Raw genomic sequence first — 25012 nt, 5'->3', positions numbered from 1 at the left:
GGTCAGCGCCGACGGGCGTGCTTGCCGGACTTCTGCGCGCGGGCGGCCTCCCGGCGTTCGCGGCGCGTGGTGCCGCCGCCGGGTTTGGTGCTGCCCCCGCCGCCACCGGACCGCTTGACCTCTGCCGAGCCGTCCTCCGACGGTCCGGTGTAGACCAGTGGCGGCTGGCCGTCGCCGTCGATCCCCTTGGCGCGCAACGGGTTCGGCCGCTCCTTGGTCGCCACACCACCCTGTTCCTGCGCGGCCGCAGCCGCGGCGGCGAAGTCAGCGAGCCCGGGCGGCGCCGCGACCGGCGCGACAGCCGGCTGCGGGGAGGCCTCGACCTGCACGTTGAACAGGAAGCCGACCGACTCCTCCTTCATGCCGTCGAGCATGCCGATGAACATGTCGAAGCCCTCGCGCGCGTACTCGACCTCCGGACGCTGCTGGGCAAGCCCGCGCAGGCCGATGCCCTCGCGCAGGTAGTCCATCTCGTAGAGGTGTTCGCGCCACTTGCGGTCGAGGACGTTGAGCAGCACGTTGCGCTCGAGCTGGCGCATCGCTCCTTCTCCGGCGAGCGACTCGATCTCCGCTTCGCGCTCCGCGTAGGCGCGTTCGGCGTCGGCGATCAGGGCGTCGAGCAGTTCCTTGCGGGTGAGTTCGCCCGGCTCACCCACGGCGTCGGAGTCGATCAGATCGTGGTGGTCGATGCCGACCGGATAGAGCTGACGCAGGCTCTCCCACAGCTTCTCCAGGTCCCAGTCCTCGGAGTAACCCTCGGCGGTGGCACCGTCGACGTAGGCGGTGATGACGTCGACGAGCATGGCGTGGGCCTGCTCGGCGAGGTTCTCGCCTTCCAGGATGCGGCGGCGCTCGGCGTAGATGACCTTGCGCTGCTGGTTCATCACCTCGTCGTACTTGAGGACTTCCTTGCGGATGTCGAAGTTCTGCTGCTCCACCTGTGTCTGCGCGCTCTTGATGGCGCGGGAGACCATCTTGGCCTCGATCGGCACATCGTCGGGCAGGTTCAGCCGGGTGAGCAGCGTCTCCAGCGTCGCGCCGTTGAAGCGGCGCATCAGCTCGTCGGCGAGCGACAGGTAGAAGCGGGACTCACCGGGGTCGCCCTGGCGGCCGGAGCGGCCGCGCAGCTGGTTGTCGATACGACGGGATTCGTGCCGTTCGGTGCCGAGCACGTACAGCCCGCCCGCGGCGACGACGTCCTTGGCTTCGGCGGCGACCTGCGCCTTGACCGCCGGCAGCTCCTCGTGCCACGCCGCTTCGTACTCTTCAGGGGTCTCGATCGGATCGAGGCCGCGCTGACGCAACTGCCGGTCCAGCAGGTAGTCGACGTTGCCGCCGAGCACGATGTCGGTGCCGCGGCCGGCCATGTTGGTGGCCACCGTGACCGCGCCGACCCGTCCCGCCTCGGCGATGATGCCGGCTTCCTGCTCGTGGTACTTCGCGTTCAGCACGTTGTGCGGAATGCGGCGCTTCTCGAACTGCCGGGCCAGGAACTCCGAGCGCTCCACGCTCGTCGTACCGATCAGCACCGGCTGACCCTTCTCATAGCGCTCGGTGACGTCGTCGACGACCGCGATGAACTTGGCTTCCTCGGTCTTATAGATCAGATCGGACTGGTCGGTCCGGATCATCGGCTTGTTCGTCGGGATCGGCACCACGCCGAGCTTGTAGATCTCGTGCAGCTCGGCGGCCTCGGTCTCCGCCGTACCGGTCATTCCCGCGAGCTTGTCGTACATGCGGAAGTAGTTCTGCAGCGTCACGGTCGCGACGGTCTGGTTCTCCGCCTTGATCTCGACCTGCTCCTTGGCCTCGATGGCCTGGTGCAGACCCTCGTTGTAGCGGCGACCCACGAGCATGCGCCCGGTGAACTCGTCGACGATGAGGACCTCGCCGTTGCGCACGATGTAGTGCTTGTCGCGCTCGAACAGCTCCTTGGCCTTCAGCGCGTTGTTCAGGTAGCTGACCAGCGGCGAGTTGGCTGCCTCGTACAGGTTCTCGATACCGAGCTGGTCTTCGACGAACGAGACGCCCGCCTCGTGCACGCCGACGGTGCGCTTCTTGAGGTCGACCTCGTAATGGGTGTCCTTCTCCATCAGAGGCGCCAACCGGGCGAACTCGCTGTACCAGTTCGACGAACCGTCGACCGGGCCGGAGATGATCAGCGGCGTGCGGGCCTCGTCGATGAGGATCGAGTCCACCTCGTCGACGATCGCGTAGTTGAAGCCGCGCTGGACGCAGTCCTCGAGCCGCAGCGCCATGTTGTCGCGCAGATAGTCGAACCCGAACTCGACGTTGGTGCCGTAGGTGATGTCGGCGGCGTAGGCGGTGCGACGTTCGTCGGGGGTCAGCTGGGACAGGATCACGCCGACGTCGAGGCCGAGGAAGCGGTGCACGCGACCCATCTGCTCGGCGTCGCGCTTGGCCAGGTAGTCGTTGACCGTGACGATGTGGACGCCCTTGCCGGTCAGCGCGTTGAGGTAGGCCGGCAGCACGGCGGTCAGCGTCTTGCCTTCACCGGTCTTCATCTCGGCCACGTTGCCGAAGTGCAGGGCGGCGCCACCCATCACCTGGACGTCGAAGTGGCGCTGGTTGAGCACCCGCCAGGCGGCTTCCCGCGCCACGGCGAACGCCTCGGGCAGCAGATCGTCGAGGTCTTCACCGTCGGCCAGGCGGGCCTTGAAGGCGGCGGTCTTGGCTCGCAGCTCGGCGTCGGAGAGCTTCTCGACGTCGTCGGACAGGGTGTTGACGTAGTCAGCCACCCCCTTGAGGCGCTTGACCATGCGGCCTTCGCCGAGACGGAGCAACTTCGAGAGCACGCTGTATAACCTCTTGCGTCGATGGATGCGTCACGCGTTGGACGTCCCCATCGTACGGGGCGAACCCGGCGCGCCCGGCAACCGTGACGGTGCTCGAGCGCGCCGGATCAGCTCACGCCAGGCGAATCAACCCGTAGTCGTAGGCGTGGCGTCGGTACACGACGCAGGGCCGGTCGCTCTCCTTGTCGTGGAACAGGAAGAAGTCGTGGCCGACGAGCTCCATCTCGTAGAGCGCGTCGTCGACCGTCATCGGGGTGGCCGGATGCTCCTTGGTGCGCACGATCCGGCCGGGTTCGTGGTCGTCGAGCGTGTCGGCCGCCGGCGCCGCGGTCTCGGCCGGCCGCGCGAACGCGGCGTCGAGGCGCTCGAGGGCGGTCGCCTCGTGCAGCGACTCCGGCCGCTTGTCGCCGTAGTGGATCTTGCGACGGTCCTTGCTCTTGCGTAGCCGTGCCTCGAGTTTGCTCGCGGCGGATTCGAATGCGGCGTAGAAGCTGTCGGCGCAGGCCTCGCCACGGACGACGGGGCCGCGCCCCTTCGCCGTGATTTCCACGTGCTGACAGTTCTTGCGTTGACGTCGGTTCTTCTCGTGATCGAGTTCGACGTCGAAGAGGTAGATGGTGCGGTCGAATCGTTCCAGGCGTGACAACTTCTCGGCGACGTAGGTGCGGAAGTGGTCGGGAACCTCGACGTTGCGACCGGTCACCACCACCTCGGCGCCGGAGGCCGGGTCGGACGCTCCTGTCGCGTCGGGGTCCATCACCATCGTGTTGTCGGAGTCCACGGAATTTACTGACATGCTTGGCAACTCGACTCTCTCTCGCGGATGCACGTTCATGCGTGCCTGCTGATGAAGAAATCGCGCCGACGGGGCATATCGGGTTGGCGCCGCTCGCCGGTGCAAGGTGTCGACTACTCACCTCCTACCGCTGGCGCGATATCGGCGTCTCGAGTCTGAGCGCCGCCGTGAGCTGTTCACGGATGGTTGGTGTCGAAGGTAGTCGCTGTTCATGTGTTCGTGCCACTGATTCGACCGACCTGTTTTCAGTTCTTCACGGCAGATTGATGTGAGGGTAATGCGGCCGGTCAGGCGTGCGCGACCGCGAGGACGGCGACGAGCGCGGCCCCGTGTGTTTGCAGGACGCGGACCGACTCCGCGGCGGTGGCGCCGGTGGTGACGATGTCGTCGACCACGACGACGTCGCCGGGGATGTCACCGGGGGCCTTTCGGGTGAGCCGGATGCGGCCGGCGATGTTGGCTTGGCGGGCGGCGCTGGACAGGCCGACCGAGTCCCGGGTGAACGGTGCCAGCCGCAGCGACGGTGCGACGGCGACGCCGGGCAGACCGTCGGCCGCGTGCCTCGCGAGGCGGGTGACGGGGTCGCCGCCGCGGCGTCGGGCCGCGGTACGCCGGGTGGGCGCGGGCACCAAGGTCAGCGGGGTGGCGAGCAGACCCCAGGTCAGCAGGTTGACCACAGCGACGTGCAGGGCGTCGCCGAGGGGGCCGAGGAGGTCGGTGCGGCCGCGCTCCTTGGCGGCGACGAGCGCATGCCGACGGGCACCGGCGTAGCGGCCGAGGGAGAACACGGGCACGCCGGGATCCAGGCGCGGGGTGACCAGGTGGGGTTCGTCGGGCCGGACCGCCAACTCCTGCGCGCATGCCTCGCACCACGCGGTCGCGGGGGCTCCGCAGCCGCCGCACTGACGGGGCAGGACGAGGTCGAGCACGCCGTCACTATGGCCGCCCCCACCGACACCTTCGCCAGATGGCACCCATGGCTGCGATCAACGCCGACCCACAGCCGTGGCTTCTCTGCTGCGGGCGGGAAACTGGTGCGCGGACCCCTACGCCCGGGCCGGTAACTTCTGCTGCGAGACCGGTGGGCCTGCGGGAGAGGCGGGCCCCACCGGTCTACCCCGCAACGATCGAATCCCCCTGCACCCGAATAGCAACCGGCTCGAGCGGCTTCTTCGCGGGGCCGTTGACGACGGCCCCGTCGAGGCTGAACTTGCTGCCGTGACAGGGACAGTCGATGGTGCCGTCGGCGATCTTGTTGACCAGGCATCCGGAGTGCGTGCACACCGCCGAGAAGGCCTTGAAGTCGCCGGCGGTGGGCTGCGTGACGACGGTCTTGCCGACGATCACACCCGAGCCCACCGGCACGTCGGCGGTTGTCGCCAGCGCCTCGTCCGTGCCGGCCGAGCCCGACGATCCCGGCGGCTCGGACGACGACGAGCCACCGTCGGAGGAGCTTCCTCCCGAGCAGGCCGCGAGCGCCACCGCGGCCGCCCCGACGCCCACGCCCGTGAGCACCGCCTTGCGCGTCACCTCTGCGTTGATGTCCATTCCAGCCCCTTTCGTCGGTCGGTCAGCCCGGCAGCACCGGCAGCGTCCCCGCTCCCATGAGCGGACGGACTTCGGTCCAGGTGGGGTCGCCTTCGGCGCCCGAACCGGACAGCTGGAGCACGCCGCGCTCGTCGGCAACGTAGACCACCGACGGGTTGGCGGCCACTGTGGTGACCGGCATCAGCAGGTTGCGGCTGGGCCCGTCGGAGTTCACCCCGTCGAGGTTGACGTACGACACGGGGTGTTGCGGGTCGGTGCGGCTGACCACGATGTCGTCGCCGGTGCGCCAGCCGAGCGACACCACGGTGTCGCCGAGCCCGTACCCGAGCCGGCGCGGATAGGTCAGCGCGTATCCGCCGCCGGGCGTCTGTTCGACGCCGGCGAGGATCACGTGCCGGTCGATGACCATCGCGGCGCGGGTGCCGTCCCGCGAGAGCTGCAGTTCGGTGATGACGCCGGGGAACCGGCCGGACACCAGCGTGGCGTCGACGGGGATGCGGGCGGGTTGGCCGGAGGCGTCCTGGATGACGCGGACGACGTTGATGCCGTCGACGACGACCCAGATCGCGTCGTCGAGCGCCCAGCTGGGCCGGGTCAGGTTGCGTCCGTCCATGGCCTGAGCCGCGTTGCCGCCCAGCGGGCCCACCCACAGCGACGACGACATGTCGGGGGCGCCGGCGCGCAGCGTGACGATCGACGCGACTTCCTGACCGGAGCGCGACAATGACGCCGCGGTCTGGCCGGGCATGGCGCCGAACGAGCCGGGCACCCGCGGGGCACGCTGACCGTCCAGCGACACCAGGGAGCCGCCGACAAGGGCGTGCAGGCCGGCCGCGGCGCCGTCGGCGGCGCCGGGGTCCGTGGCCGCGACGTCGGCGGTGTCCCACCCGTCGGCGAACCGGTCGTCGAGCGCGGCGCCGTCGGCGTTGATCACGTACGGCCCGTTGATACCGGCCCGCGACAGCGTCCAGATCAGTTGCGCGGCAAGCAGTTGCCTGCTGTGCGGATCGGTGGTGGACAGGTTCTCCAGGTCGATGCGCGCGCCGCCGTAACCGCGCCCGACACCCGTCTTGCCGCCGTCGGCGCGAGTCACCGGCCCGCGCAGACGCAGCGGTGCACCGAGCAGGTTGCGGACCGGCTTCTCCATCTCCGGCCGCGGCCCCGCGATCAGCTTGCTCACCAATTCCGTTGCCAGCTGGTCGGTTTCGGAGACAGCAACGTAACGCGGGTCGGGGACCACGGTCTTGCCGGTCGGGTCGGCGAAGTACAGGGTGCTGCGCTTGTAGGTGGCCTGGAACTGTTGCCAGTCGAGGAACACCCCGTTGGGCAACCGGTCGATGCGCCAGCCGCCGGGGGTCTTGACCAGTTCGATCGGACCCGGGTCGGGCAGCGCGCCCTCGCCGGTCTCGAAGACTCCCATGTCCGACAGCGAGCCCAGGATGTCGGCGCGCATGTTGACCGACACTCGATCCGGCGTACGGGTTTCGACGAACACCACGTTGTCGATCAGAAGAGCGCTACCGGCGTCGTCCCACCCGCTGGACGCGGATTCGGTGAGGAACTGTCGGGCTGCGAGGTGTCGGCTGGCGGGATCGGCCGTGGCCTTGAGGAATTCGCGCAGCAGCACGTCGGGGTCCATGCCCGGCGTGGGTTTGGGCAGGCTCGGCGGGGCGGGCCGGTCCACGGTGCCGATCGCCTGCGGCGACGACGAACTCGGCACCCCGGCACAGCCGGCGAGTGTGAGCACGAGCGCAGTCAGCAGCGCCGCCAGTGCGCGCGTCACACGGTCTCCCCGGCGGGTTCCCGGCGGCGGGTCGGCACCCCGGCCGGTTCCCCGATGGGTTTGACCGGCAGCGGGCTGCTGGTCACCTTGTGCCCCCGCACCAGCGGCAGCGTCAGCCGGAAGCAGGCGCCCTTGCCCGGTTCGCCCCACGCCTCCAGCCGGCCCTGGTGCAGGCGCGCGTCTTCGATGCTGATCGCCAAGCCCAGGCCGGTGCCGCCGGAGCGCCGCACCCGCGACGGGTCGGCCCGCCAGAACCGGCTGAACACCAGCTTCTCCTCGCCGGGTCGCAGTCCGACGCCGTAGTCGCGGACGGTGACCGCGACGGTGTCGGCGTCGGCGGCCATCCGGATGCGCACCGGTTTGCGTTCGGCGTGGTCGATCGCGTTGGCGATCAGGTTGCGCAGGATGCGTTCGACGCGGCGCGCGTCGACCTCGGCGATGATCTCGTCGCCGGGCAGGTCGACCATCATGTCGACGGACGCTTCCTCGGCCAGATGTCCGACGTTGTCGAGTGCGCTGCGCACGATCGAGCGCAGGTCGACCGCCTCGACGGCGAGCTCGGCGACACCGGCGTCGTGGCGCGAGATCTCGAGCAGGTCGTTGAGCAGCGATTCGAACCGGTCGAGTTCGTTGACCATCAGTTCGGTGGAGCGGCGCAGCGCGGGGTCGAGTTCCTCGGCGTGGTCGTGGATGAGATCGGCGGCCATGCGCACGGTGGTCAGCGGGGTGCGCAGCTCGTGGCTGACGTCAGAGGTGAAGCGCCGCTGCAGGTTTCCGAACTCTTCGAGTTGGGTGATCTGCCGCTGCAGGCTCTCGGCCATGTCGTTGAACGACACGGCAAGCCGCGCCATGTCGTCTTCGCCGCGCACCGGCATGCGTTCGCTCAGATGGCCTTCGGCGAACCGTTCGGCGATGCGCGACGCCGACCGGACGGGCAGCACGATCTGTCGAGCGACGAGCAGCGCGATCGCGGCGAGCAGGCCCAGCAACACCACGCCGCCGGTGGCCATGGTGCCGCGGACCAGTGCGATGGTCGACTGTTCGTTGTTCAGCGGAAAGATCAGGTACAGCTCGAGATTGGTGACCGCCGCGGTCGACGAGGATGTCGGGCTGCCGATCACCAGTGCCGGACCGGAGAAGCCGTCGGTGTGCACGGTGGCGTACTGGTAGCTGACCTGTCCGGCTTTGACGAAGTCGCGCAACGAGTTCGGGATCTGGTCGATGGGTCCGGCGGCGGTCGCCGCGCGTGGACCGTCCCCGGGGACGATGAGCACCGCGTCGAAGGCGCCGGCCAGCCCGGCTCCCGCATCGGCCTTGCGGTCGATCAGGGTGTTGCGGGCCAGTTGCAGGCTGCTGTCGAGCGACCGGGTCTCCTCACCGCCGACGATGCCGCTGACGGTGGTGCGTGCGCGTTCGATCTCTTCGGTCGCCGCACCGACCTTGACTTCGAGGATGCGGTCGGTGATCTGGCTGGTGAGCACGAAACCGAGGACCAGGATGACGGTGAGCGACAACCCGAGCGTCAGCGTGACGACACGCAACTGCAGGGAGCGGCGCCACGCCAGGCTGACGGCGCGGCCCAGCACACCCATACCGCGGATCAGCGGGGCCGACCGACGGTGGATGCGCCGTCTCGAGCCGAAGATCATGGGCGGCGGATCACGGAGGTCCGGCCTTGTATCCCACTCCTCGAACGGTCAGCACCACCTGCGGGTTCTCCGGATCCTTCTCGACCTTGGCGCGCAGGCGCTGCACATGCACGTTCACCAAACGGGTGTCGGCGGGGTGGCGGTAACCCCACACCTGTTCGAGCAGCACATCACGAGTAAACACCTGGCGCGGTTTCCGTGCCAGCGCCACCAGCAGGTCGAATTCGAGCGGGGTCAGCGAGATCTGCTCGCCCTGCCGGGTCACCTTGTGCGCGGGGACGTCGATGTCGACGTCGGCGATCGAGAGCATCTCGGCCGGTTCGTCTTCGTTGCGCCGCAGCCGGGCGCGCACGCGGGCCACCAGCTCCTTGGGCTTGAACGGCTTCATCACGTAGTCGTCGGCGCCGGACTCCAGTCCGAGCACCACGTCGACGGTGTCGGTCTTGGCGGTCAGCATGACGATCGGCACACCCGAGTCCGCCCGCAGCACGCGACAGACGTCGATGCCGTTCATGCCGGGCAGCATCAGGTCCAGCAGCACCAGGTCGGGCCGCAGTTCCCGGACCGCAGTGAGCGCCTGGGTGCCGTCCCCGACGACGGCGGTGTCGAAACCCTCGCCGCGCAGCACGATGGTGAGCATCTCAGCCAGCGAAGGGTCGTCGTCGACGACCAGGATCCTTTGCCTCATGGTGTCCATGGTGTCACCGATACGCGATAAACCCCGGTTACCACACGGGCGTTTCGCGCTTCAACCGGGCCGGATGTCAGGCGCAGGTGGCGATGACGTCGCGCTGCTGGCTGATCGACTGCAGGACTTCGTAGCCGATCTGGCGTGCGCTGGCCATCACCGGGTTGCGTTCCAGTCCGGTCGCCGCCGCGTCGTCGCGCAGTGCCCGCCCCAGGGACGGGCTGCCGGCCAGCGCGGCCAGCGCCGCGGCGGCCTCGTCATCGGGGCGCTCCGCGTCGCGTCCGGCGGCGAGCGCCAACACCAGCTGCTTGCGGGAGAATTCGGCGCCGTCGGCGTCTTTGACGACGGGATTGGTCCACCAGTGCTCGAACGGGATGCGCGATCCGCGGTCGATGTGGTCGCCGTCGCGGGTGCGGATCGGCGCGGGCGGGTACATCCCGAGCTTCGGGACGAACTCTCCGCAGCGCTGCGATCCGGTGCGGATCTTCATCAGCGTCAGGCACGCCGCCGACGCGGCGGTCTTGGGGTTGACCACACCGGCGGTGTCGACCCAGGTGAATGCCCGTCGGACCCCCAGCTCGTCGATCAGGGCGCGCGACGACGCGGTGCCGTGGACCAGGCGACTGACGTGCCGGGCCACGTCGCGGCCTTCCAGCAGGCGCCCTTGATCGAATCGCTGCGCCGCCGTCCTGAGCTCGGCCACGAGCTCGTCGACCCGCGCCAGAGCGTCGGTCTGGATCCGAGAACGAACGACCATCGATTCCCCCTGTCGTGCGTCGCTGTGCGACTCCCCGACCGGAGCGTACGTCGATCGCGCGGTTTCGTCTCGCTAACCGGCTTCGCCGAGCAACCGTTCGGCCAGTGCGGCGGCGTCGACGTCCGGGGGCACCACGGCCCACGGGCCGCCCCAGGACGCCGCGGCGAGCTCGGCGTAGACGCCGCCCGTGCGGCGCTGCAGTCCGTCGTCACGTTCGTAGGCGTCGCGCGCGCGGTCGGCGTCGGCGGCCTCCCGACTCGCTGCGCGGGCGGCGGCCAGTTCGGTCGGCACGTCGAGCAGCACCTGCACGTGCGGCGCGGGCAGCTCCAGCCGTCCGTACTCCAGCTCGTGCACCCAGGCGACCATGTCCCCGTCGGCGCCCTGGTGCAGGCGGGCCGCGCTGTAGGCGGCGTTGGAGGCGACGTAGCGGTCGAGTATCACCACGGAGTACGCCGTGGTGAGGTGATCGATGTCGGCGCGCGCGCCCGCCCGGTCCATCGCGAAGAGCACCGCCATCGCGTAGACCGACTCGGCCAGGTCGCCGTGCCGACCGTGCAGCGCCTCGGCGGCCAGGTCGGCGGGCACCGACTCTCCGTACCGCGGGAAGGCCAGCTGCGCCACCGAGTGGCCGTTTGCTTCGAACGCTGACCGCAACCCGGCGGTCAGGGTCCGTTTCCCTGCGCCGTCGACGCCTTCGATGACGATGAGCACGAGGTGAGCCTAATCCAGTGCGGCATGGCGGCCGGAGGTGATAGGTATGCACGATGCGGGGTCAGAGCAATGTCGCAACGGTAGCTGGGTGCGCCGTCGCGGCGGGGGTCGGAGCGGCGGCGCTATTGGGATTGGGCTGCGGTGTGGCCGCGGCCGACGACGGCGGGGCCAAGCACACCGCGACGCACAGCCAGGTGCGAGCAGCCAAGACAGAGAAGGCCGACAGGGCCGACTTCCCCCGGCTGCGCACGAGGCTGGCCGAGCGCACGCGCGACCGCGACGCCCACACCCACACCAAGACGGCGACGGAACGGAAGCGTCTCTTCGCACCGACGAAGCGGGTCGCTGCAGAGTCGTCCGACACCGACGAGCCCACCGCGCCCGCAGTCGCCGCGCCGCTGCTGCCGTCGAGCATCGCCACCCGGCGCGAGCGCATCCACGACATCACCGAAGGGCCGCAGACCGTCGTCACCGGTCCCCCGTCGCTGCAGGACAAGCTGATCCTGCGGACGCTGCAGAAGCTGCGCGCCGACGATTCGCCGATCTTCGTCGGGGACGGCGGCAACGTCACCTACACGAGCCCGCCGAAGTGGGTCACCGGCCGGGTCACGGTCACCGAAAGCACGTACAGCGGCATGAAAGTCGTGACGGTGACGCCGAAGCGCAAGCCGACCGGCGAATACGTGCTGGCGCTGCACGGCGGCGGGTTCGTCGCCGAGGCGAACATCATCAACTGGGCCGACTACACCGCGATGGCCCGTCAGACCGGCGCGACCGTGGTGGTGCCGATCTACCCGCTGGCCCCGCCGAAAGGCGACGCGACGGTCGAGGGACTGGTGCCGCCGATGGCGGATTACCTCTCGCTGATGATCGCCGAGCACGGGGCCGAGAACGTGGCGCTGTACGGCGATTCCGCGGGCGGCACGTACGCGATGCTCGTGGCCCAGGAGCTTGTGCGCCGCTGCCGGGCCGACGCGCAGTGCGATCCCGACGAGGATCAGCCGTCGCGGATGGTGCTGATCTCCCCGGTCCTGCACCTGACGCTGTCGGGGCCGATCGTCGACGACATCAACGATCCGATCATCCCGCCCCGCACCCCGCCGGCACCCGGCGACGGCCTGAATCCTGATGACCCGCACATCAATCCGATCATGGTCGACGATCTGACCGGGTTGCCGCCGACGGCGATCTACGTCGGCACCGTGGAACGGCCCTACCCCGGCGACCTGATGTTCCGCGACAAGCTGCTCGCCCAGGATCCCGATGCGAACTTCACCGTGGTGATCGGCGACGGGCAGATGCATGACTGGGCACTCGGCGGCATCTTCGTCAATTCCCAAGCGCGCAAATGGCGTTCGACCATCTACCAGCAGCTGGGACTGGTCTAGCGTTCGCGGCAACGGTGCTGTTCACGTAGTGGACACATCGGCGTCGTCTTACGATGCTAGGCCTTGATGCATGCGCGTTCTTGCCGGAGTGATCGCGGGACTGATGCTGGCCGGATTCGTCGGGTCCGCGCCGAGCGCCTCGGCGGCAGCCGACTTCGATCTGCAGGCTCACCGCGGCGGCCGCGGTGAAACCACCGAGGAGTCGCTTCGGGCCTTCACCAAGGCGATCGAACTGGGCGTCAGCACGCTGGAACTCGACATCGTGCTGTCTCGGGACGGTCAGCCGATGGTCTGGCACGACCCCGTGATCCAAGCGGACAAATGCTCCGACACCGCGCCCGCCTCGCCAGGAGATCGCGAGTACCCCTATGTCGGCAAGGCGGTGCGGCAGTTGACAGCCGCTCAACTGCGCACCCTGGACTGCGGGAAGCTGCTGCCCGCCTTCCCCCAGGCCGAGGTGGTGGCGGGCAACAAGATCGCAACGCTGCCCGAGGTGTTCGCACTCGCGGACCGCTACCGAGCCCCTGTCCGCTACAACATCGAGACCAAGATCGAAGCCGACAAGCCGGAGATGTCCGCGTCGCCAGAACAGTTCGTCGACGTCATCCTCGCGTCGGTGCGGGCAGCAGGCAAACAGGACCTGGTCGAGATACAGAGCTTCGACTGGCGCACCCTGCCGTTGGTTCGCACCGCCGCGCCGTCGATCCCGCGCGTGGCCCTGTGGGACGAGACGACGTTCGGGCCCGGGTCGGTGTGGCTGAACGGCATCGACCCCGCCGTGGTCGCTGATCCGATCGTCGCGGCGACGATGGTGGGCGCGGACATCCTGTCCCCGGGTTATTCGGTGCCCTACGGCCAGGTTCCCGGCGACCCAGGTTTCGCGCTGGTCGCCGACGCGGAATTCATCTCGCGCGCACACGGACTCGGTGTGAAGGTCATCCCCTGGACGATCAACGACCCCGGCGCGATGCGGGCTCAGATCGCTGCGGGCGCCGACGGGATCATCACCGATTACCCGACGCGTCTGCGTTCCGTGATGGCGGAACTGGGCATGCCGCTGCCGCCGGCCTACCGTCCGACATGACCGGCTCCGGCGACATCCCCGACACCGGCATTCCGGCGGCGCAGGCCGCCGAGATGACCATGGCCGAACAGTACGAGTGGCACCAGCGATACTTGCGGCGACACCGCGTGTCGCGCAGGAACTTCCTACGCGGATCGGCAGCGCTCGCCGCTGTCGGCGTCGCCGGCGTGTCACCGTTCAGCCGACTCGCCTATGCCCAAGATGCGCCGCTGACGGTGGCCAACCGTCGCGTCGGTTACGGCGCCGACGCGTCCAGCCAGCTGCGCCTGGCCGCGCAGCTTTCGCGCAACCCCGCCGGCACCAGGGTGTTCGTCGACCACGGCCCCACACAAGCCCTGGGTGCGACAGTCGAGGCGGAGGTCCGCAATCTGGTGACCCAGATCCCGGACAGCAGCGGCGGGGTGTTGGCCGCTGAACAGTTCTATGTCCATGCTCCCCTCGACGGGCTCGCCGGGCACAGTCGGCACTTCTATCGCTGGCGGACGGAGGACGGATTCGTCACCGATGTCCGATCGTCCGGAACGGCCATGCCGAACGCGCGGAATGCGCTGTCGCCGTTCCGGTTCACGATGATGGGCGATCAGGGGACCGACACCACACCGCTGCTCCCGGCCGGTCTGGCTCGCGGCGACTACGACGACAGCTACTACAAACCTGACAACGATCCGACGGTGCCTCACACCGAGAACGTGCTGAACCAGATCGTCGCGTCCGGTCCGGAGTTCCACGTTCTCGCCGGCGACATCGCATACGCGGATCCGTCAGGGTTGGGCAAGCCACCGACGTTCGTGCCCTCGGGAGGCGCGCTTGCGACGGGCTTCGACAAGTTCAATCCCTACGTCTGGGACGTGTACCTGAACTCGATCGAACGCAGCGCCTCGACAACGCCGTGGATGTTCGCGACCGGCAATCACGACATGGAAGCTGCGTATCCCGTGCACGGCTACGGCGGTCATCTCGCGCGCCTCGATTTCCCCGGCAACGGGCCGGCAGCCTGCCCGTCGGTCTACTCGTTCGTCTACGGCAACGTAGCGATCCTCTCGCTGGATGCCAACGATGTGTCCTACGAGATCACCGCCAACACCGGCTACTCCGACGGATCTCAAACGCGTTGGGTCGCAGACACGTTGGCAGGGCATCGAGCCAATCCAGGCATCGATTTCATCGTGTGCTTCTTTCATCACTGCGCCTACTCGACGGTGCAGGCGCATGCCAGTGACGGTGGGGTGCGTGACGCGTGGGCCGACCTGTTCGACCGGTACCGCGTGGACGTCGTGCTGCAGGCGCACAATCACGCCTTCGAACGGTCCGATCCGATTCGGAACGGCGCACCGACAAGGGTGGCCGCCGACCACGCGATCGTCTATCCCGACGCCGACGGCACGGTGTACTACACGGTGGGGTCAGCCGGTCGGCCTCGCTACACGTTCCAGCCCGGCGAGCAGGAGAGCTACCGCGGGCACGAGGCCGCCGACACCGTTGTGCCGAACAGTTATGTGTGGGGTCCCGATGGCGTGCAGCAGCAGGAATCAGTGGCGTGGTCACGGGTGAGGTTCCTCAACTACGCGTTCATCCGTGTCGATGTGCGACCCGGGGTCTTCGTCAGCGAGATGGACGTCGTCGCGGTGGACGAGTACGGGCGTGAATTCGACATGCTGACGTTTCGGCGCCCGGTGCGGCAGGCTGTCTGACGACTGCTAGCCGAGGTCGAAGGACTGCAGCACGACGGTGTCGCGGGGCGGGTCGAGGAACACCCGCGTACTCATCCGCCCCGGTGAGAACGCCATGTTGAGCTCCACCCCGGTGCGGAACGGTCCGGGTGGCACGTCGTCCTCGAGCACCTTCTGCACCGCGGGACGGTGCGTGGTCGGCTCGGAAACATGCTGTCGCAGAAGCGTATCCATGGTCGGCGGGGTCACCGTCACGACGGCGTCGATCCACACCGCCCCGGCGGCGTTGTTCCAGCGGATCCACGACGCCGAGACCGGAGAGCCCAGCGGGGGAAAAGTGCGGGCGAGTTCGTCGGTGTCGTGCCGGACGTCGAACGCGGGCCGCGTCGGGGACGGCTCGGCCGTCTCGGACGTCTGTTGACAGCCGGTCAGCAGCAGGCACGCGGCAACGAAAAGGGCGCGCACAACGACACTGAGTGTCGCTGCGCGCGCCCGATCCGTCATGTCAGTAGCGGTAGTGCTCCGGCTTGTACGGGCCTTCGACGTCGACGCCGATGTACTCGGCCTGATCCTTCGTCAGCTTGGTCAGCGTGCCGCCGAGCGCTTCGACGTGGATCTTGGCGACCTTCTCGTCGAGGTGCTTGGCCAGGCGGTAGACCTCGTTGTCGTACTCGTCGTTCTTGGTCCACAGCTCGATCTGGGCGATGACCTGGTTGGAGAAGCTGTTGCTCATCACGAACGACGGGTGGCCGGTCGCGTTGCCGAGGTTGAGCAGGCGGCCCTCGCTCAGCACGATGATCGACTTGCCCGACTCACCGAAGGTCCATTCGTCGACCTGCGGCTTGATGTTGATGCGGGTCGCACCGGAACGCTCCAGGGCAGCCATGTCGATCTCGTTGTCGAAGTGGCCGATGTTGCCCAGGATGGCGTGGTCCTTCATCGCCTTCATGTGCTCGAGGGTGATGATGTCCTTGTTGCCGGTCGAGGTGATGACGATGTCGGCGTTACCGATGGCCTGCTCGACGGTGACGACGTCGTAGCCGTCCATCAGCGCCTGCAGCGCGTTGATCGGGTCGATCTCGGTGACCTGGACACGCGCGCCCTGGCCGGCCAGCGACTCGGCGCAGCCCTTGCCGACGTCGCCGTAGCCGCAGATCAGCACCTTCTTGCCGCCGATCAGCGCGTCGGTGCCGCGGTTGATGCCGTCGACCAGCGAGTGGCGGGTGCCGTACTTGTTGTCGAACTTGCTCTTGGTGACCGAGTCATTGACGTTGATGGCCGGGAACGCCAGCTCGCCGGCGGCGGCGAACTGGTAGAGGCGCAGCACGCCGGTGGTGGTCTCCTCGGTGACACCCTTGACCGACTCGGCGATCGCGGTCCACTTGCCCTTGTCGGTCTCGAACCGCGAACGCAGCAGGTTCAGGAACACCTTGTACTCGGCGGAGTCGTCCTCTTCGGCGGGCGGAACCACGCCGGCCTTCTCGAACTGCGCGCCACGCAGCACCAGCATGGTGGCGTCACCGCCGTCGTCGAGGATCATGTTCGCCGGCTCGCCTTCCCAGGTGAGCATCTGCTCGGCGGCCCACCAGTACTCCTCGAGCGTCTCGCCCTTCCACGCGAACACCGGGGTGCCCTGCGGCTCCTCGGGGGTGCCGTGGGGGCCGACGACGATGGCGGCGGCGGCGTGGTCCTGGGTGGAGAAGATGTTGCAGCTGGCCCAGCGCACCTCGGCGCCCAGGCTGGTCAGCGTCTCGATCAGCACGGCGGTCTGCACGGTCATGTGCAGCGAGCCGGAGATCCGCGCGCCCTTGAGCGGCTGGACGTCGGCGTATTCGCGGCGCAGCGCCATCAGGCCGGGCATCTCGTGCTCGGCGAGCCGGATCTCCTTGCGGCCGAACTCGGCCAGCGAGAGGTCGGCGACCTTGAAGTCGATGCCGTTGCGGACATCTGCGGTCAGTGTCGGTGCAGTCATGTAGAGCCCCTTTGATTCGTCTTTTGCCTCGAGAGCGCACCGTCGTGCGCGGGCGACACACTCGGCCTGCGGGCTCGCGGGACAGGCGCTCAGTCCGAACACGCGGACGCACACTGCCAGCCGAGAGGTATCCACAACACCCTAGCGGGCGGCACAGGCGGTCTCCAATTCGCCCGTCCCTGACGTCATGTTTGGTCACGGTTGCGGCCGGGGTACACCGCGGCGCCGACATTCGGCCGCAGTAGGAGGTCAGTGGGCGGTGGACGAGCGGGCATCGACGATCGGCCGACGCTCTCTGATCGCCTTGGCCGCGCTGAACTTCTTCCTCGCCGACGCCCGCGACGGGCTCGGCCCGTTCCTGGACGCGTTCCTCGCCACGCGCGGCTGGTCGCCGTTCGCACTCGGCGCGATCGCGACCGTCGGCGGCCTGATCGGGCTGGCGGTGACGCCGGCGTTCGGGGCGCTGGTGGACGGCACCCGGTACAAACGGGCGTTGGTCGCGGTACCGGTGGTGGTGGTGACCGTGGTCGGGCTGGCCACGCTGGTGGCGCCGACGCCGGCGATCGTGTGGATCGGTCAGGTGGGCACTGCGGTGGTCGGCGCGGTGATCGGGCCGGCACTGACGGGGCTGACACTCGGTCTGATCGGGCCGCGGCTGTTCGGTCGGCAGATCGCTCGTAACGAGTTCTGGAACCACGCAGGCAACGTGGCCTCGCTGGCCGCGGTGTTCGTCTTCGTGTCGCTCTACGGCGAGCACGCGATCATCACGCTGATGATCGTGACCGCGATCGGCGCGGTGGTGGCGGCGGTGGCCATCGATCCGGCCCGCATCGATCACGACGCGGCGCGCGGCCTCGAGGACGCCGGCGGTCGTGCGACGCCGTCGGGGTTCCGTGTGCTGGTGAGGACGCCGGGTCTGCTGCTGCTGGCCGTCGTGCTGCTGATGTTCCACTTCGGCAACGCGCCGATGAGCAGGCTGGTGGCTCAGGATTTCGCGATCGAGCTCGGGACGCCGTTTCGCACCACCGCGATCATCACCGGGGTGTCGCAGGTCGCGATGATCGCCGTCGCGGTGCTCGCGCCGCTGATGATCCGGCGGTTCGGGCTGGCGGCGGTGCTGCTGGTGGCGCTGTGCGCGCTGCCGGTGCGCGGGCTCATCGCGGGCACCAATTCGGGCTTCTGGACGATCTTTCCGGTGCAGACGCTCGACGGGGTGGGCGCGGGCCTGATCGGTATCGCGACGCCGATCGCGGTCGAACGCCTACTCGCCGGGTCGGGCCGTTTCAACGTCGGGCTCGCCGCGGTGATGACCATGCAGGGCGTGGGTGCGTCGCTGTCCAACGTCGTGGCCGGATCGGTGGTGAGCGCCTACGGCTACCAGGCGTCGCACCTGCTCAGCGCCGCTGTCGCGGTCGTCGCGGTGGGGATCTTCGTGCGGTTCCGGCGCGTCATCGCACCGGAGCGCTCGGGCCCTGTCGCTACCGCGGTTCGATGACGCCGTAGCGCTCGGCGAACGGCGTCATCAACCGGGCCAGGTCGCGCGCCACATCTCCCCCGCCAGCGGGAGGTGCCCCCAGGTCGGCTTCGGGCGGCATCGAGATGTAGCTCATCGCGAGCCGGACGATGGCGCGGGCCAGCACGCCCGCGTCCTCTGCGCTGCAGCGCACCCAGCTGGTCATGAACAGCTCGGTCAGCCGTGTCGAGCAGTGCGTGATGATCGGCGCGCTGTCGGTCGTGATGATCTGCAGCAGATCGGGTTTCGAGGTGCCGGTAAGCAGCGAGATGACCAGTGGATCGGCGGCCGACTCGACGAAGAAGTCGCGGAAACCCTGCAGGAACGCGGCGTACACGTCGCCGACGTTGGCGCCGATCGCGTTCTGGATCTGGCCGACGAGCCGGTCGGAGAGCCGCAGCGCGTAGCCCTGGGCCAGGCCCTGGCGGGAGCCGAACTCGTTGTAGATCGTCTGCCGGCTGATGCCGGCGGCCTTGGCGACGTCGGACAGCGTGATGGCCGACCAGTCGCGGGTCAGCAGCAGGTCACGCATCCCGTCGAGGATGGAGTCGCGCAGCAGTACGCGCGACGCCTCGGCGTAGCTGATGCGCTTGTCGGCCGGACTGCTCACACGCGCGACTGTATCGGTCGCCCCGGTCCCGCGAGCGCGCGTGTCTGCACGCTCGTGGCCGGTGTGTCGCGCGCCGGAGCGCACGCTCACCGGCCACGAAGGTGCGTTCACGGCCGCGAAACCTCCACCATGTCGAAGTCGGACTTGGCTGCGCCGCAGTCCGGGCAGCTCCAGTCGTCGGGAATGTCGTCCCAGCGGGTGCCCGGGGCGATGCCGTCCTCGGGCCAGCCCTTGGCTTCGTCGTACTCGAAGCCGCACTGCACGCACACGTAGAGCTTGTAGTCGGTCACTGGTTCACTCCTATCGGTTCGAAATCGATCTTCTCGCGCACCGCACAGTCGGGGCAGGCCCAGTCGTCGGGAATGTCGTCCCACGCGGTGCCGGCCGGAAACCCCTCGCGCGGAGCACCTTTGGCTTCGTCGTAGACGTAGTCGCAACCCGGGCAGCGGTAGGTGCTCATGCGGCGGGCACCCCGTAGTGGGCCCGCATCCGCGGGTGGACGTTGGCACGCGAGACGTCGCCGTCGTAGTGGGAGATCACACGGTGGTCCATCACTTTTCGCCACAACGGCGGGAAGTAGGTGAGCGCGATCATCGATGCGTACCCACTGGGCAGGTTCGGCGCGTCGGCCATGCTGCGCAGCGTCTGGTAACGCCGCGTCGGATTGGCGTGATGGTCGCTGTGGCGCTGCAGGTGGTAGAGGAACAGGTTGGTCACGATGTGGTCGGAGTTCCAGCTGTGCACCGGCGCGCACCGCTCGTAGCGGCCGTTCGCGTTCTTCTGCCGCAGCAGCCCGTAATGCTCGAGGTAGTTGACGGTCTCGAGCAGCGTGAAGCCGAAGACTGCCGAGATCACGATGAACGGGATCAGCCCGACGCCGAACACCGCGATCAGGATGCCGTAGAGCATCACCGACATCGCCCACGCGTTGAGCACGTCGTTGGACCAGTGCCACTTCGACTTGCCGGCCCGCTCCAGACGCTTGGCCTCCAGCTCCCATGCCGAGCGCAGGCTGCCGAAGATGCTGCGCGGCAGGAACTCCCAGAACGTCTCACCCAGCCGGGCCGACGCCGGATCCTCCGGTGTCGCGACGCGGACGTGATGGCCCCGGTTGTGCTCGATGTAGAAGTGGCCGTAGCAGGTCTGCGCCAGCGTGATCTTCGAGAGCCACCGCTCGAGCGAATCCTTCTTGTGCCCCATCTCGTGGGCGGTGTTGATGCCGACGCCGCCGAGCACGCCCACCGACAGTGCCAGTCCGATCTTCGCCGGCCACGGCAGCCCGCCGTCGAAGCCGAGCCAGCTCAGGTCGGAGGCGGTGAACAGATAGGCGCCCAGGATCACGCTGGCGTACTGGAACGGGATGTAGACGTAGGTGCAGTAGCGGTAGTACTTGTCGTTCTCCAGCCGCTCCATCACCTCATCGGGCGGATTCTGACCGTCGGGCCCGAACTTCAGGTCCAGGGCGGGCAGCAGAATGTAGAGCAGGATCGGGCCGATCCACAGCGGAATCTGCGCCGCGCCGTGCCAGCCCCACTGGTTGAGGGCCCACACCAGCGGCAGCATGACGAACAGCGCCGTCGGCGCGATCAACCCCATCAGCCACAGGTAGCGCTTCTTGTCGCGCCACTCCCCCAATTCCGGGCTCTGGGAGCTTCCGTTCAGTTCCTGTGTGGTCACCCGAGTGCCTCCTCGCTGTGAGTGCGATCACCTGTCGAGTTTGACTATAAAGCTGTTTTTGTCACCCGTCTAGACACGAAACCTACTTTTGTAAAGATCACCCCGTTCCGCGGGCGCGCGTGTCTGCACACAGTCGCCCCGCGTGTCGTGTGCGTGAGCGCGCGCTCGAGCCCGCCGAGCGCGCACGAAATGCCAGAGACCACGGCGCGCCGACGTACCCACAGCGCCCGCTCGCGGAACAGCGAGAGTCAGCCCCGGCGGGCGACCAGTGAATGGCGCCGGCCGTACAGGAAGTACACGACCACGCCGACAGCCATCCAGATCAGGAACCGGATCCACGTCAACCCGGTCAGGTTCAGCATCAACCACACGCACGCGATGATCGACAACACCGGCAGCACCGGCACCCACGGCGTCGTGAACCCGCGCTTGAGATCGGGCCGCGTCCGCCGCAGCACCAGCACCCCGGCCGACACCAGCACGAAGGCGAACAGCGTGCCGATGTTCACCATCTCTTCGAGCTTGCCGATCGGGAACACGGTCGCGGTGACCGCGACGACGGCGCCGACCAGCAGCGTGATCCGCACCGGGGTCCCGTGCTTCCCGGTCTTGGCCAGGCCGCGGGGCAGCAGGCCGTCGCGCGACATCGCGAACAGCACCCGCGTCTGACCCAACACCAGCACGATCACCACGGTCGTCAGCCCGGCCAGCGCGCCTATCGAGATCACCTTGGCCGCCCAGTCCACGCCGTTCAGCGCGAACGCGGTCGCCAGGTTCTGCGTTTCGGCGTCGCGCAGCTGCGTGTAGCTGACCATGCCGGACACCACGACGGTGACCGCGACATAGAGCACGGTCACGATGCCCAGCGAGGCAAGGATGCCGCGCGGCACGTCGCGCTGCGGATTCCTGGTCTCCTCGGCCGTCGTCGCGACGATGTCGAAGCCGATGAACGCGAAGAACACGATCGACGCGCCGGCCAGCAACCCGTACCAGCCGTAATGGCTGCCCTCGGCGCCGGTCAGCAGTGAGAACAGGGACTGCTCGGTGCCCGAACCGCCCTCGCCCGCTTCGGCGGGCGGGATGAACGGCGTGTAGTTCTGGGTCTTGATGTAGAACGCGCCGACGATGACGACCAGCAGCACCACGCTGACCTTCACCGCGGTGATCGCCAGGCTGACGCCGGCCGAGAGCTTCGTGCCGTAGGCGAGGATCGCGGTGACGAAGCCGATGATCAGCAGAGCCCCCCAATCCACCTCCAGCCCACCGACGTTCGCGACGCCGCCCCCGAAGCCGAAGACCGTGCCCAGGTAGCTCGACCAGCCCTTTGCGACCACGGCCGCGGCCACCGCGAACTCGAGGATCAGGTCCCAGCCGATGATCCACGCGACGAACTCCCCGAACGTCGCGTAGGAGAACGTGTAGGCGCTACCCGCCACCGGCACTGTCGAGGCGAATTCGGCGTAGCACAACGCGGCGAGCCCGCACGCGATCGCGGCGATGATGAACGAGATCGAGATCGCCGGGCCGGTCAGGTTGGCCGCGGTGGACGCGGTGATCGTGAAGATGCCGGCGCCGATCACCACCGAGACACCGAAGACGGTGAGATCCCACCAGGTCAGGTCCTTGCGGAGCCGGGTGTCGGGCTCGTCGGTGTCGGCGATCGACTGTTCCACCGACTTGGTACGCCGCTTGTTCGTGGCCCGTTCCGCGGACTCCTGCGTCATCAACGTCCTCGTTTCGTCATCGCTTCTGCGGGAATGTACCCACAACCCCTCTTAAAATGACCCTCAATGGCACCTCTCATGACACGAACCCATGCGATCGTCATCGGCGCCAGCCTCGGCGGGCTGTGCGCGGCCAAGGTGCTCTCCGAGACATTCGAGCGAGTCACCCTCATCGAGCGCGACGATCTTCCCGACGGGCCGGCCAATCGACCGGCGGTTCCGCAGGGCCGCCACGTGCATCTGCTCATGGCTCGTGGCGCCAAGGAGTTCGAAGCGCTGTTCCCGGGACTGCTCGACGACATGGTCGCCGCGGGCGTGCCGATCCTGGAGAACCGGCCGGACTGCATCCACTTCGGCGCGGCCGGCCACGTCCTGGGCACGCAGCACCGGCTGCAGAACGAGTTCACCGCGTATGTGCCGAGCCGGCCGCACCTGGAGTGGCAGATCCGCCGGCGCGTGCTGGATCTGCCCAACGTCACGTTGGTCAACGACAGTGTCGACGAACCCGTGTTCGACGGGCGTCGTGTCACCGGTGTGACGGTGGCAGGCGAGACCATCGACGCCGATCTGGTGGTCGACGCCACCGGACGGGGCACCCGCTTGCCAGTGTGGTTGGCACAGTGGGGTTTCGACCGACCAGCCGAGGACACCGTCGACGTGGGCATCGGCTATGCCACCCACCAGGTGCGCATCCCCGACGGTCTCATCGCTGAGAAGGTCGTGGTCGCCGGCGCATCGCGAGAGCAGCCGCTGGGCCTGGGCATGCTGTACTACGAGGACGGCACCTGGGGGCTGACCACGTTCGGGATCGCAAAGGTGCCGCCGCCGAAGGATTTCGAGGGCATGTGCGAGCTCGCCGACGAGATCCTGCCGGCGCACGTCAGCGCCGCGTTGCGCCAGGGTGAGCCGATCGGCGAGCCCGCGTTTCACAAGTATCCGACCAGCCGGTGGCGACGCTATGACAAACTCGACCGTTTTCCCGAGGGCATTCTGCCGTTCGGCGATGCGGTGGCGAGCTTCAATCCGACGTTCGGTCAGGGCATGACGATGACGTCGCTGCAGGCGGGTCACCTCCAGCGCGCGCTCGACGAACCCGGTGACAGTCTGGGGCTGACGTTCGCGAAGGCGACGACGAAGACGACGTGGCCGGTGTGGACGATGAACGCGATCGGTGATCTGGTACTACACCGGGCAGAGGGTCCGATGCCGTGGTGGTACCGCCCGGTAGGATCGCTGTTCGACCAGTTCCTCGGGGCGGCGGAGACGGATCCTGTTCTGGCCGAATGGTTTCTGCGCCGGTTCAGCCTGCTCGACACTCTCTACATGGTGCCGTCGGCGAAGCTGGTGGGCCGCACCGTGCGTCACAACATGCGGTTGTGGGCCGCTGAGAAGAAGGCTAGAGGCCGACGGTCACGCGAAACAGTCGCGTCGGCTCCTGCGACATCAGCCTGATCGGCCCGTCGTCGGCCCCCACCCATGCCGCCGCGCCGCGCTGCAGCGTCACCGCGGACGACTTCGCGTGCACCGTCGCCGACCCCTGCGTGCACAGCAGGATCTGGGGCCCGTCGTGGCGGGTGGGTGCGTCGATCTCGTGTCCGAGCTGCTCGCCGTCGAGGGCGAGCACGGACACCGCGAATTCCGGTGCGGGCGTGGGATAGACCAGCTCGGCGCCGTCGCGGACCGGATCGGGTGAGACGACGATGTCGACGGCGGGGGTGAAATCGAGAACCCGCAACAGCTCGGGAACGTCGACGTGTTTGGGCGTCAGCCCGCCACGAAGAACATTGTCGGAGTTGGCCATCACCTCGACACCGACCCCCTGCAGGTAGGCGTGCAGGTTGCCGGCGGGCAGGTAGATCGCCTCACCGGGTTGCAGCGAGAGCCGGTTCAGCAGCATCGACGCGAGCACGCCCGCGTCACCGGGGTAGCGCTCGCCGAGCTCCAGCACGGTCTTGGCTTGCCGCTCGAATTCCTGTGCGCCCGAACGCAGGTAGTTGATCGCGCCGTCGAGCACCGCGGGCACGAGGACGTCGAGATCGGGTTGCGGGAACGTGATCCATGTCGTGAACAAAGCGCGCAGGCCGTCGGCGTCGGACTGGCCGGACAGCAGGTTGATGAACGGGTCGAGCTCGGCGACGCCGAGGGCGCGCATCAACATCACCGATTGGGCGGCCGGAGCGAAACCGGCCAGCGCCTCGAACGGGCTGAGCGCGACGATGATCTCGGGTTTGTGGCTGCGGTCCCGGTAGTTGCGGGTCGGCGCGTTGACGGGGATCCCCATCCGCTCCTCGCGGGCGAAGCCCTCGATCGCCTGCTCGGTGCTGGGGTGCGCTTGCAGCGACAGCGGTTCGTCGGCGGCGAGCACCTTGACCAGGAAGGGCAGCGAGTCACCGAACCGACCCCGAACCACCTGTCCCAGTTCGCCTTCGGGATCGGCACGCAGCGCGTCGAGCAGCGAGCGGTCGCCGTCCTCGGTCTGCAGGTGCGCCGGGTCACCGGGATGGGCACCGAACCACAGTTCGGCTTCGGGATGCGGGGTGGGGCTGGGCGCCCCGGTGAATTCGGCTATCGCGGTCCGCGAACCCCACGCATAGGTCCGCACTGCGCCCCTGAGCAGATGCACTCG

Annotated in this window: 22 protein-coding genes; 5 read left to right on the top strand and 17 right to left on the bottom strand. The window is 68.2% G+C overall.

Annotated elements, in window-relative coordinates:
- Positions 1-2: 2 nt before the first annotated feature.
- The 9 genes from secA to ACXYX3_RS06930 form a co-directional block, all read right to left on the bottom strand.
- Positions 3-2816, bottom strand: a complete 2814-nt coding sequence (secA, locus tag ACXYX3_RS06970) for a preprotein translocase subunit SecA (protein WP_458610936.1) — start codon at positions 2814-2816, stop codon at positions 3-5.
- 112 nt (positions 2817-2928) lie between these two features.
- Positions 2929-3612, bottom strand: coding sequence for a ribosome hibernation-promoting factor, HPF/YfiA family (hpf, locus tag ACXYX3_RS06965; RefSeq protein ID WP_241202881.1), 684 nt, complete (start codon positions 3610-3612; stop codon positions 2929-2931).
- A gap of 287 nt (positions 3613-3899) precedes the next feature.
- Positions 3900-4541, bottom strand: a complete 642-nt coding sequence (locus tag ACXYX3_RS06960; RefSeq protein ID WP_458610933.1) for a ComF family protein — start codon at positions 4539-4541, stop codon at positions 3900-3902.
- Between the two features lie 184 nt (positions 4542-4725).
- On the bottom strand, positions 4726-5160 hold the full coding sequence (locus ACXYX3_RS06955) for a QcrA and Rieske domain-containing protein (RefSeq protein ID WP_458610932.1): 435 nt from the start codon (positions 5158-5160) through the stop codon (positions 4726-4728).
- Between the two features lie 22 nt (positions 5161-5182).
- Positions 5183-6931, bottom strand: a complete 1749-nt coding sequence (gene lpqB, locus ACXYX3_RS06950) for an MtrAB system accessory lipoprotein LpqB (RefSeq protein ID WP_458612003.1) — start codon at positions 6929-6931, stop codon at positions 5183-5185.
- 8 nt (positions 6932-6939) lie between these two features.
- Complete coding sequence (gene mtrB / locus ACXYX3_RS06945; RefSeq protein ID WP_241202884.1) at positions 6940-8592, bottom strand: MtrAB system histidine kinase MtrB; 1653 nt, start codon at positions 8590-8592, stop codon at positions 6940-6942.
- Positions 8593-8602: 10 nt separating this feature from the next.
- The gene (mtrA, locus tag ACXYX3_RS06940) at positions 8603-9289 is read right to left on the bottom strand and encodes a two-component system response regulator MtrA (protein ID WP_221355749.1); all 687 of its coding nucleotides are present in this window, start codon (positions 9287-9289) and stop codon (positions 8603-8605) included.
- Positions 9290-9356: 67 nt separating this feature from the next.
- Positions 9357-10037 carry a hypothetical protein gene (locus ACXYX3_RS06935; RefSeq protein WP_458610929.1) on the bottom strand — a complete coding sequence of 227 codons (681 nt, stop codon included), beginning with the start codon at positions 10035-10037 and terminating at the stop codon, positions 9357-9359.
- Between the two features lie 72 nt (positions 10038-10109).
- The gene (locus ACXYX3_RS06930) at positions 10110-10748 is read right to left on the bottom strand and encodes a dTMP kinase (RefSeq protein WP_458610927.1); all 639 of its coding nucleotides are present in this window, start codon (positions 10746-10748) and stop codon (positions 10110-10112) included.
- A gap of 53 nt (positions 10749-10801) precedes the next feature.
- On the opposite strand from ACXYX3_RS06930, the gene ACXYX3_RS06925 reads away from it, so the two are divergent.
- The 3 genes from ACXYX3_RS06925 to ACXYX3_RS06915 all read left to right on the top strand — a co-directional run bounded on the left by ACXYX3_RS06925 (position 10802) and on the right by ACXYX3_RS06915 (position 14911).
- Positions 10802-12136, top strand: coding sequence for an alpha/beta hydrolase fold domain-containing protein (locus ACXYX3_RS06925; RefSeq protein ID WP_458610925.1), 1335 nt, complete (start codon positions 10802-10804; stop codon positions 12134-12136).
- Between the two features lie 103 nt (positions 12137-12239).
- On the top strand, positions 12240-13220 hold the full coding sequence (locus ACXYX3_RS06920; RefSeq protein WP_458612002.1) for a glycerophosphodiester phosphodiesterase: 981 nt from the start codon (positions 12240-12242) through the stop codon (positions 13218-13220).
- Entirely contained in the window at positions 13217-14911 is a 1695-nt protein-coding gene (locus ACXYX3_RS06915; protein ID WP_241202888.1) for a metallophosphoesterase, read from the top strand. The genes ACXYX3_RS06920 and ACXYX3_RS06915 overlap by 4 nt, the downstream gene beginning before the upstream one ends.
- A 6-nt stretch (positions 14912-14917) precedes the next feature.
- Here the strand turns inward: ACXYX3_RS06915 and ACXYX3_RS06910 are convergent, their stop codons facing one another.
- Positions 14918-15394, bottom strand: coding sequence for a hypothetical protein (locus ACXYX3_RS06910; RefSeq protein ID WP_458610923.1), 477 nt, complete (start codon positions 15392-15394; stop codon positions 14918-14920).
- Position 15395: 1 nt separating this feature from the next.
- Positions 15396-16862, bottom strand: a complete 1467-nt coding sequence (ahcY, locus tag ACXYX3_RS06905; RefSeq protein WP_241202890.1) for an adenosylhomocysteinase — start codon at positions 16860-16862, stop codon at positions 15396-15398.
- Positions 16863-17121: 259 nt separating this feature from the next.
- Between ahcY and ACXYX3_RS06900 the strand changes: the two genes are divergently transcribed.
- On the top strand, positions 17122-18357 hold the full coding sequence (locus tag ACXYX3_RS06900; protein WP_458610921.1) for an MFS transporter: 1236 nt from the start codon (positions 17122-17124) through the stop codon (positions 18355-18357).
- On the opposite strand, the gene alkX is transcribed toward ACXYX3_RS06900, so the two are convergent.
- The 5 genes from alkX to ACXYX3_RS06875 all read right to left on the bottom strand — a co-directional run bounded on the left by alkX (position 18341) and on the right by ACXYX3_RS06875 (position 22386).
- Positions 18341-18985: a TetR family transcriptional regulator AlkX gene (alkX, locus tag ACXYX3_RS06895; protein WP_241202892.1), complete on the bottom strand. Its 645-nt coding sequence runs from the start codon at positions 18983-18985 to the stop codon at positions 18341-18343. The two genes, ACXYX3_RS06900 and alkX, sit on opposite strands and share 17 nt — an antisense overlap.
- A 107-nt stretch (positions 18986-19092) precedes the next feature.
- Positions 19093-19275, bottom strand: coding sequence for a rubredoxin (locus ACXYX3_RS06890; protein WP_111511717.1), 183 nt, complete (start codon positions 19273-19275; stop codon positions 19093-19095).
- Positions 19272-19445: a rubredoxin gene (locus ACXYX3_RS06885; RefSeq protein WP_458610919.1), complete on the bottom strand. Its 174-nt coding sequence runs from the start codon at positions 19443-19445 to the stop codon at positions 19272-19274. The genes ACXYX3_RS06890 and ACXYX3_RS06885 overlap by 4 nt, the downstream gene beginning before the upstream one ends.
- Entirely contained in the window at positions 19442-20581 is a 1140-nt protein-coding gene (locus tag ACXYX3_RS06880) for an alkane 1-monooxygenase (RefSeq protein WP_458612001.1), read from the bottom strand. Before ACXYX3_RS06880 ends, ACXYX3_RS06885 begins: the two co-directional genes overlap by 4 nt.
- Positions 20582-20910: 329 nt before the next feature.
- Positions 20911-22386, bottom strand: a complete 1476-nt coding sequence (locus ACXYX3_RS06875; RefSeq protein ID WP_458610917.1) for an APC family permease — start codon at positions 22384-22386, stop codon at positions 20911-20913.
- Positions 22387-22464: 78 nt separating this feature from the next.
- On the opposite strand from ACXYX3_RS06875, the gene ACXYX3_RS06870 reads away from it, so the two are divergent.
- Complete coding sequence (locus ACXYX3_RS06870) at positions 22465-23838, top strand: FAD-dependent oxidoreductase (protein ID WP_458610915.1); 1374 nt, start codon at positions 22465-22467, stop codon at positions 23836-23838.
- Here the strand turns inward: ACXYX3_RS06870 and manA are convergent.
- Positions 23783-25009, bottom strand: coding sequence for a mannose-6-phosphate isomerase, class I (gene manA / locus ACXYX3_RS06865; RefSeq protein WP_241202896.1), 1227 nt, complete (start codon positions 25007-25009; stop codon positions 23783-23785). The two genes, ACXYX3_RS06870 and manA, sit on opposite strands and share 56 nt — an antisense overlap.
- Positions 25010-25012 lie beyond the last annotated feature (3 nt).

The sequence above is a fragment of the Mycobacterium sp. Panama NTM2 genome, assembly GCF_054355555.1.
Note: the sequence above shows the minus strand (reverse complement) of the source record. Positions and strands in the feature narration are given on the sequence as shown.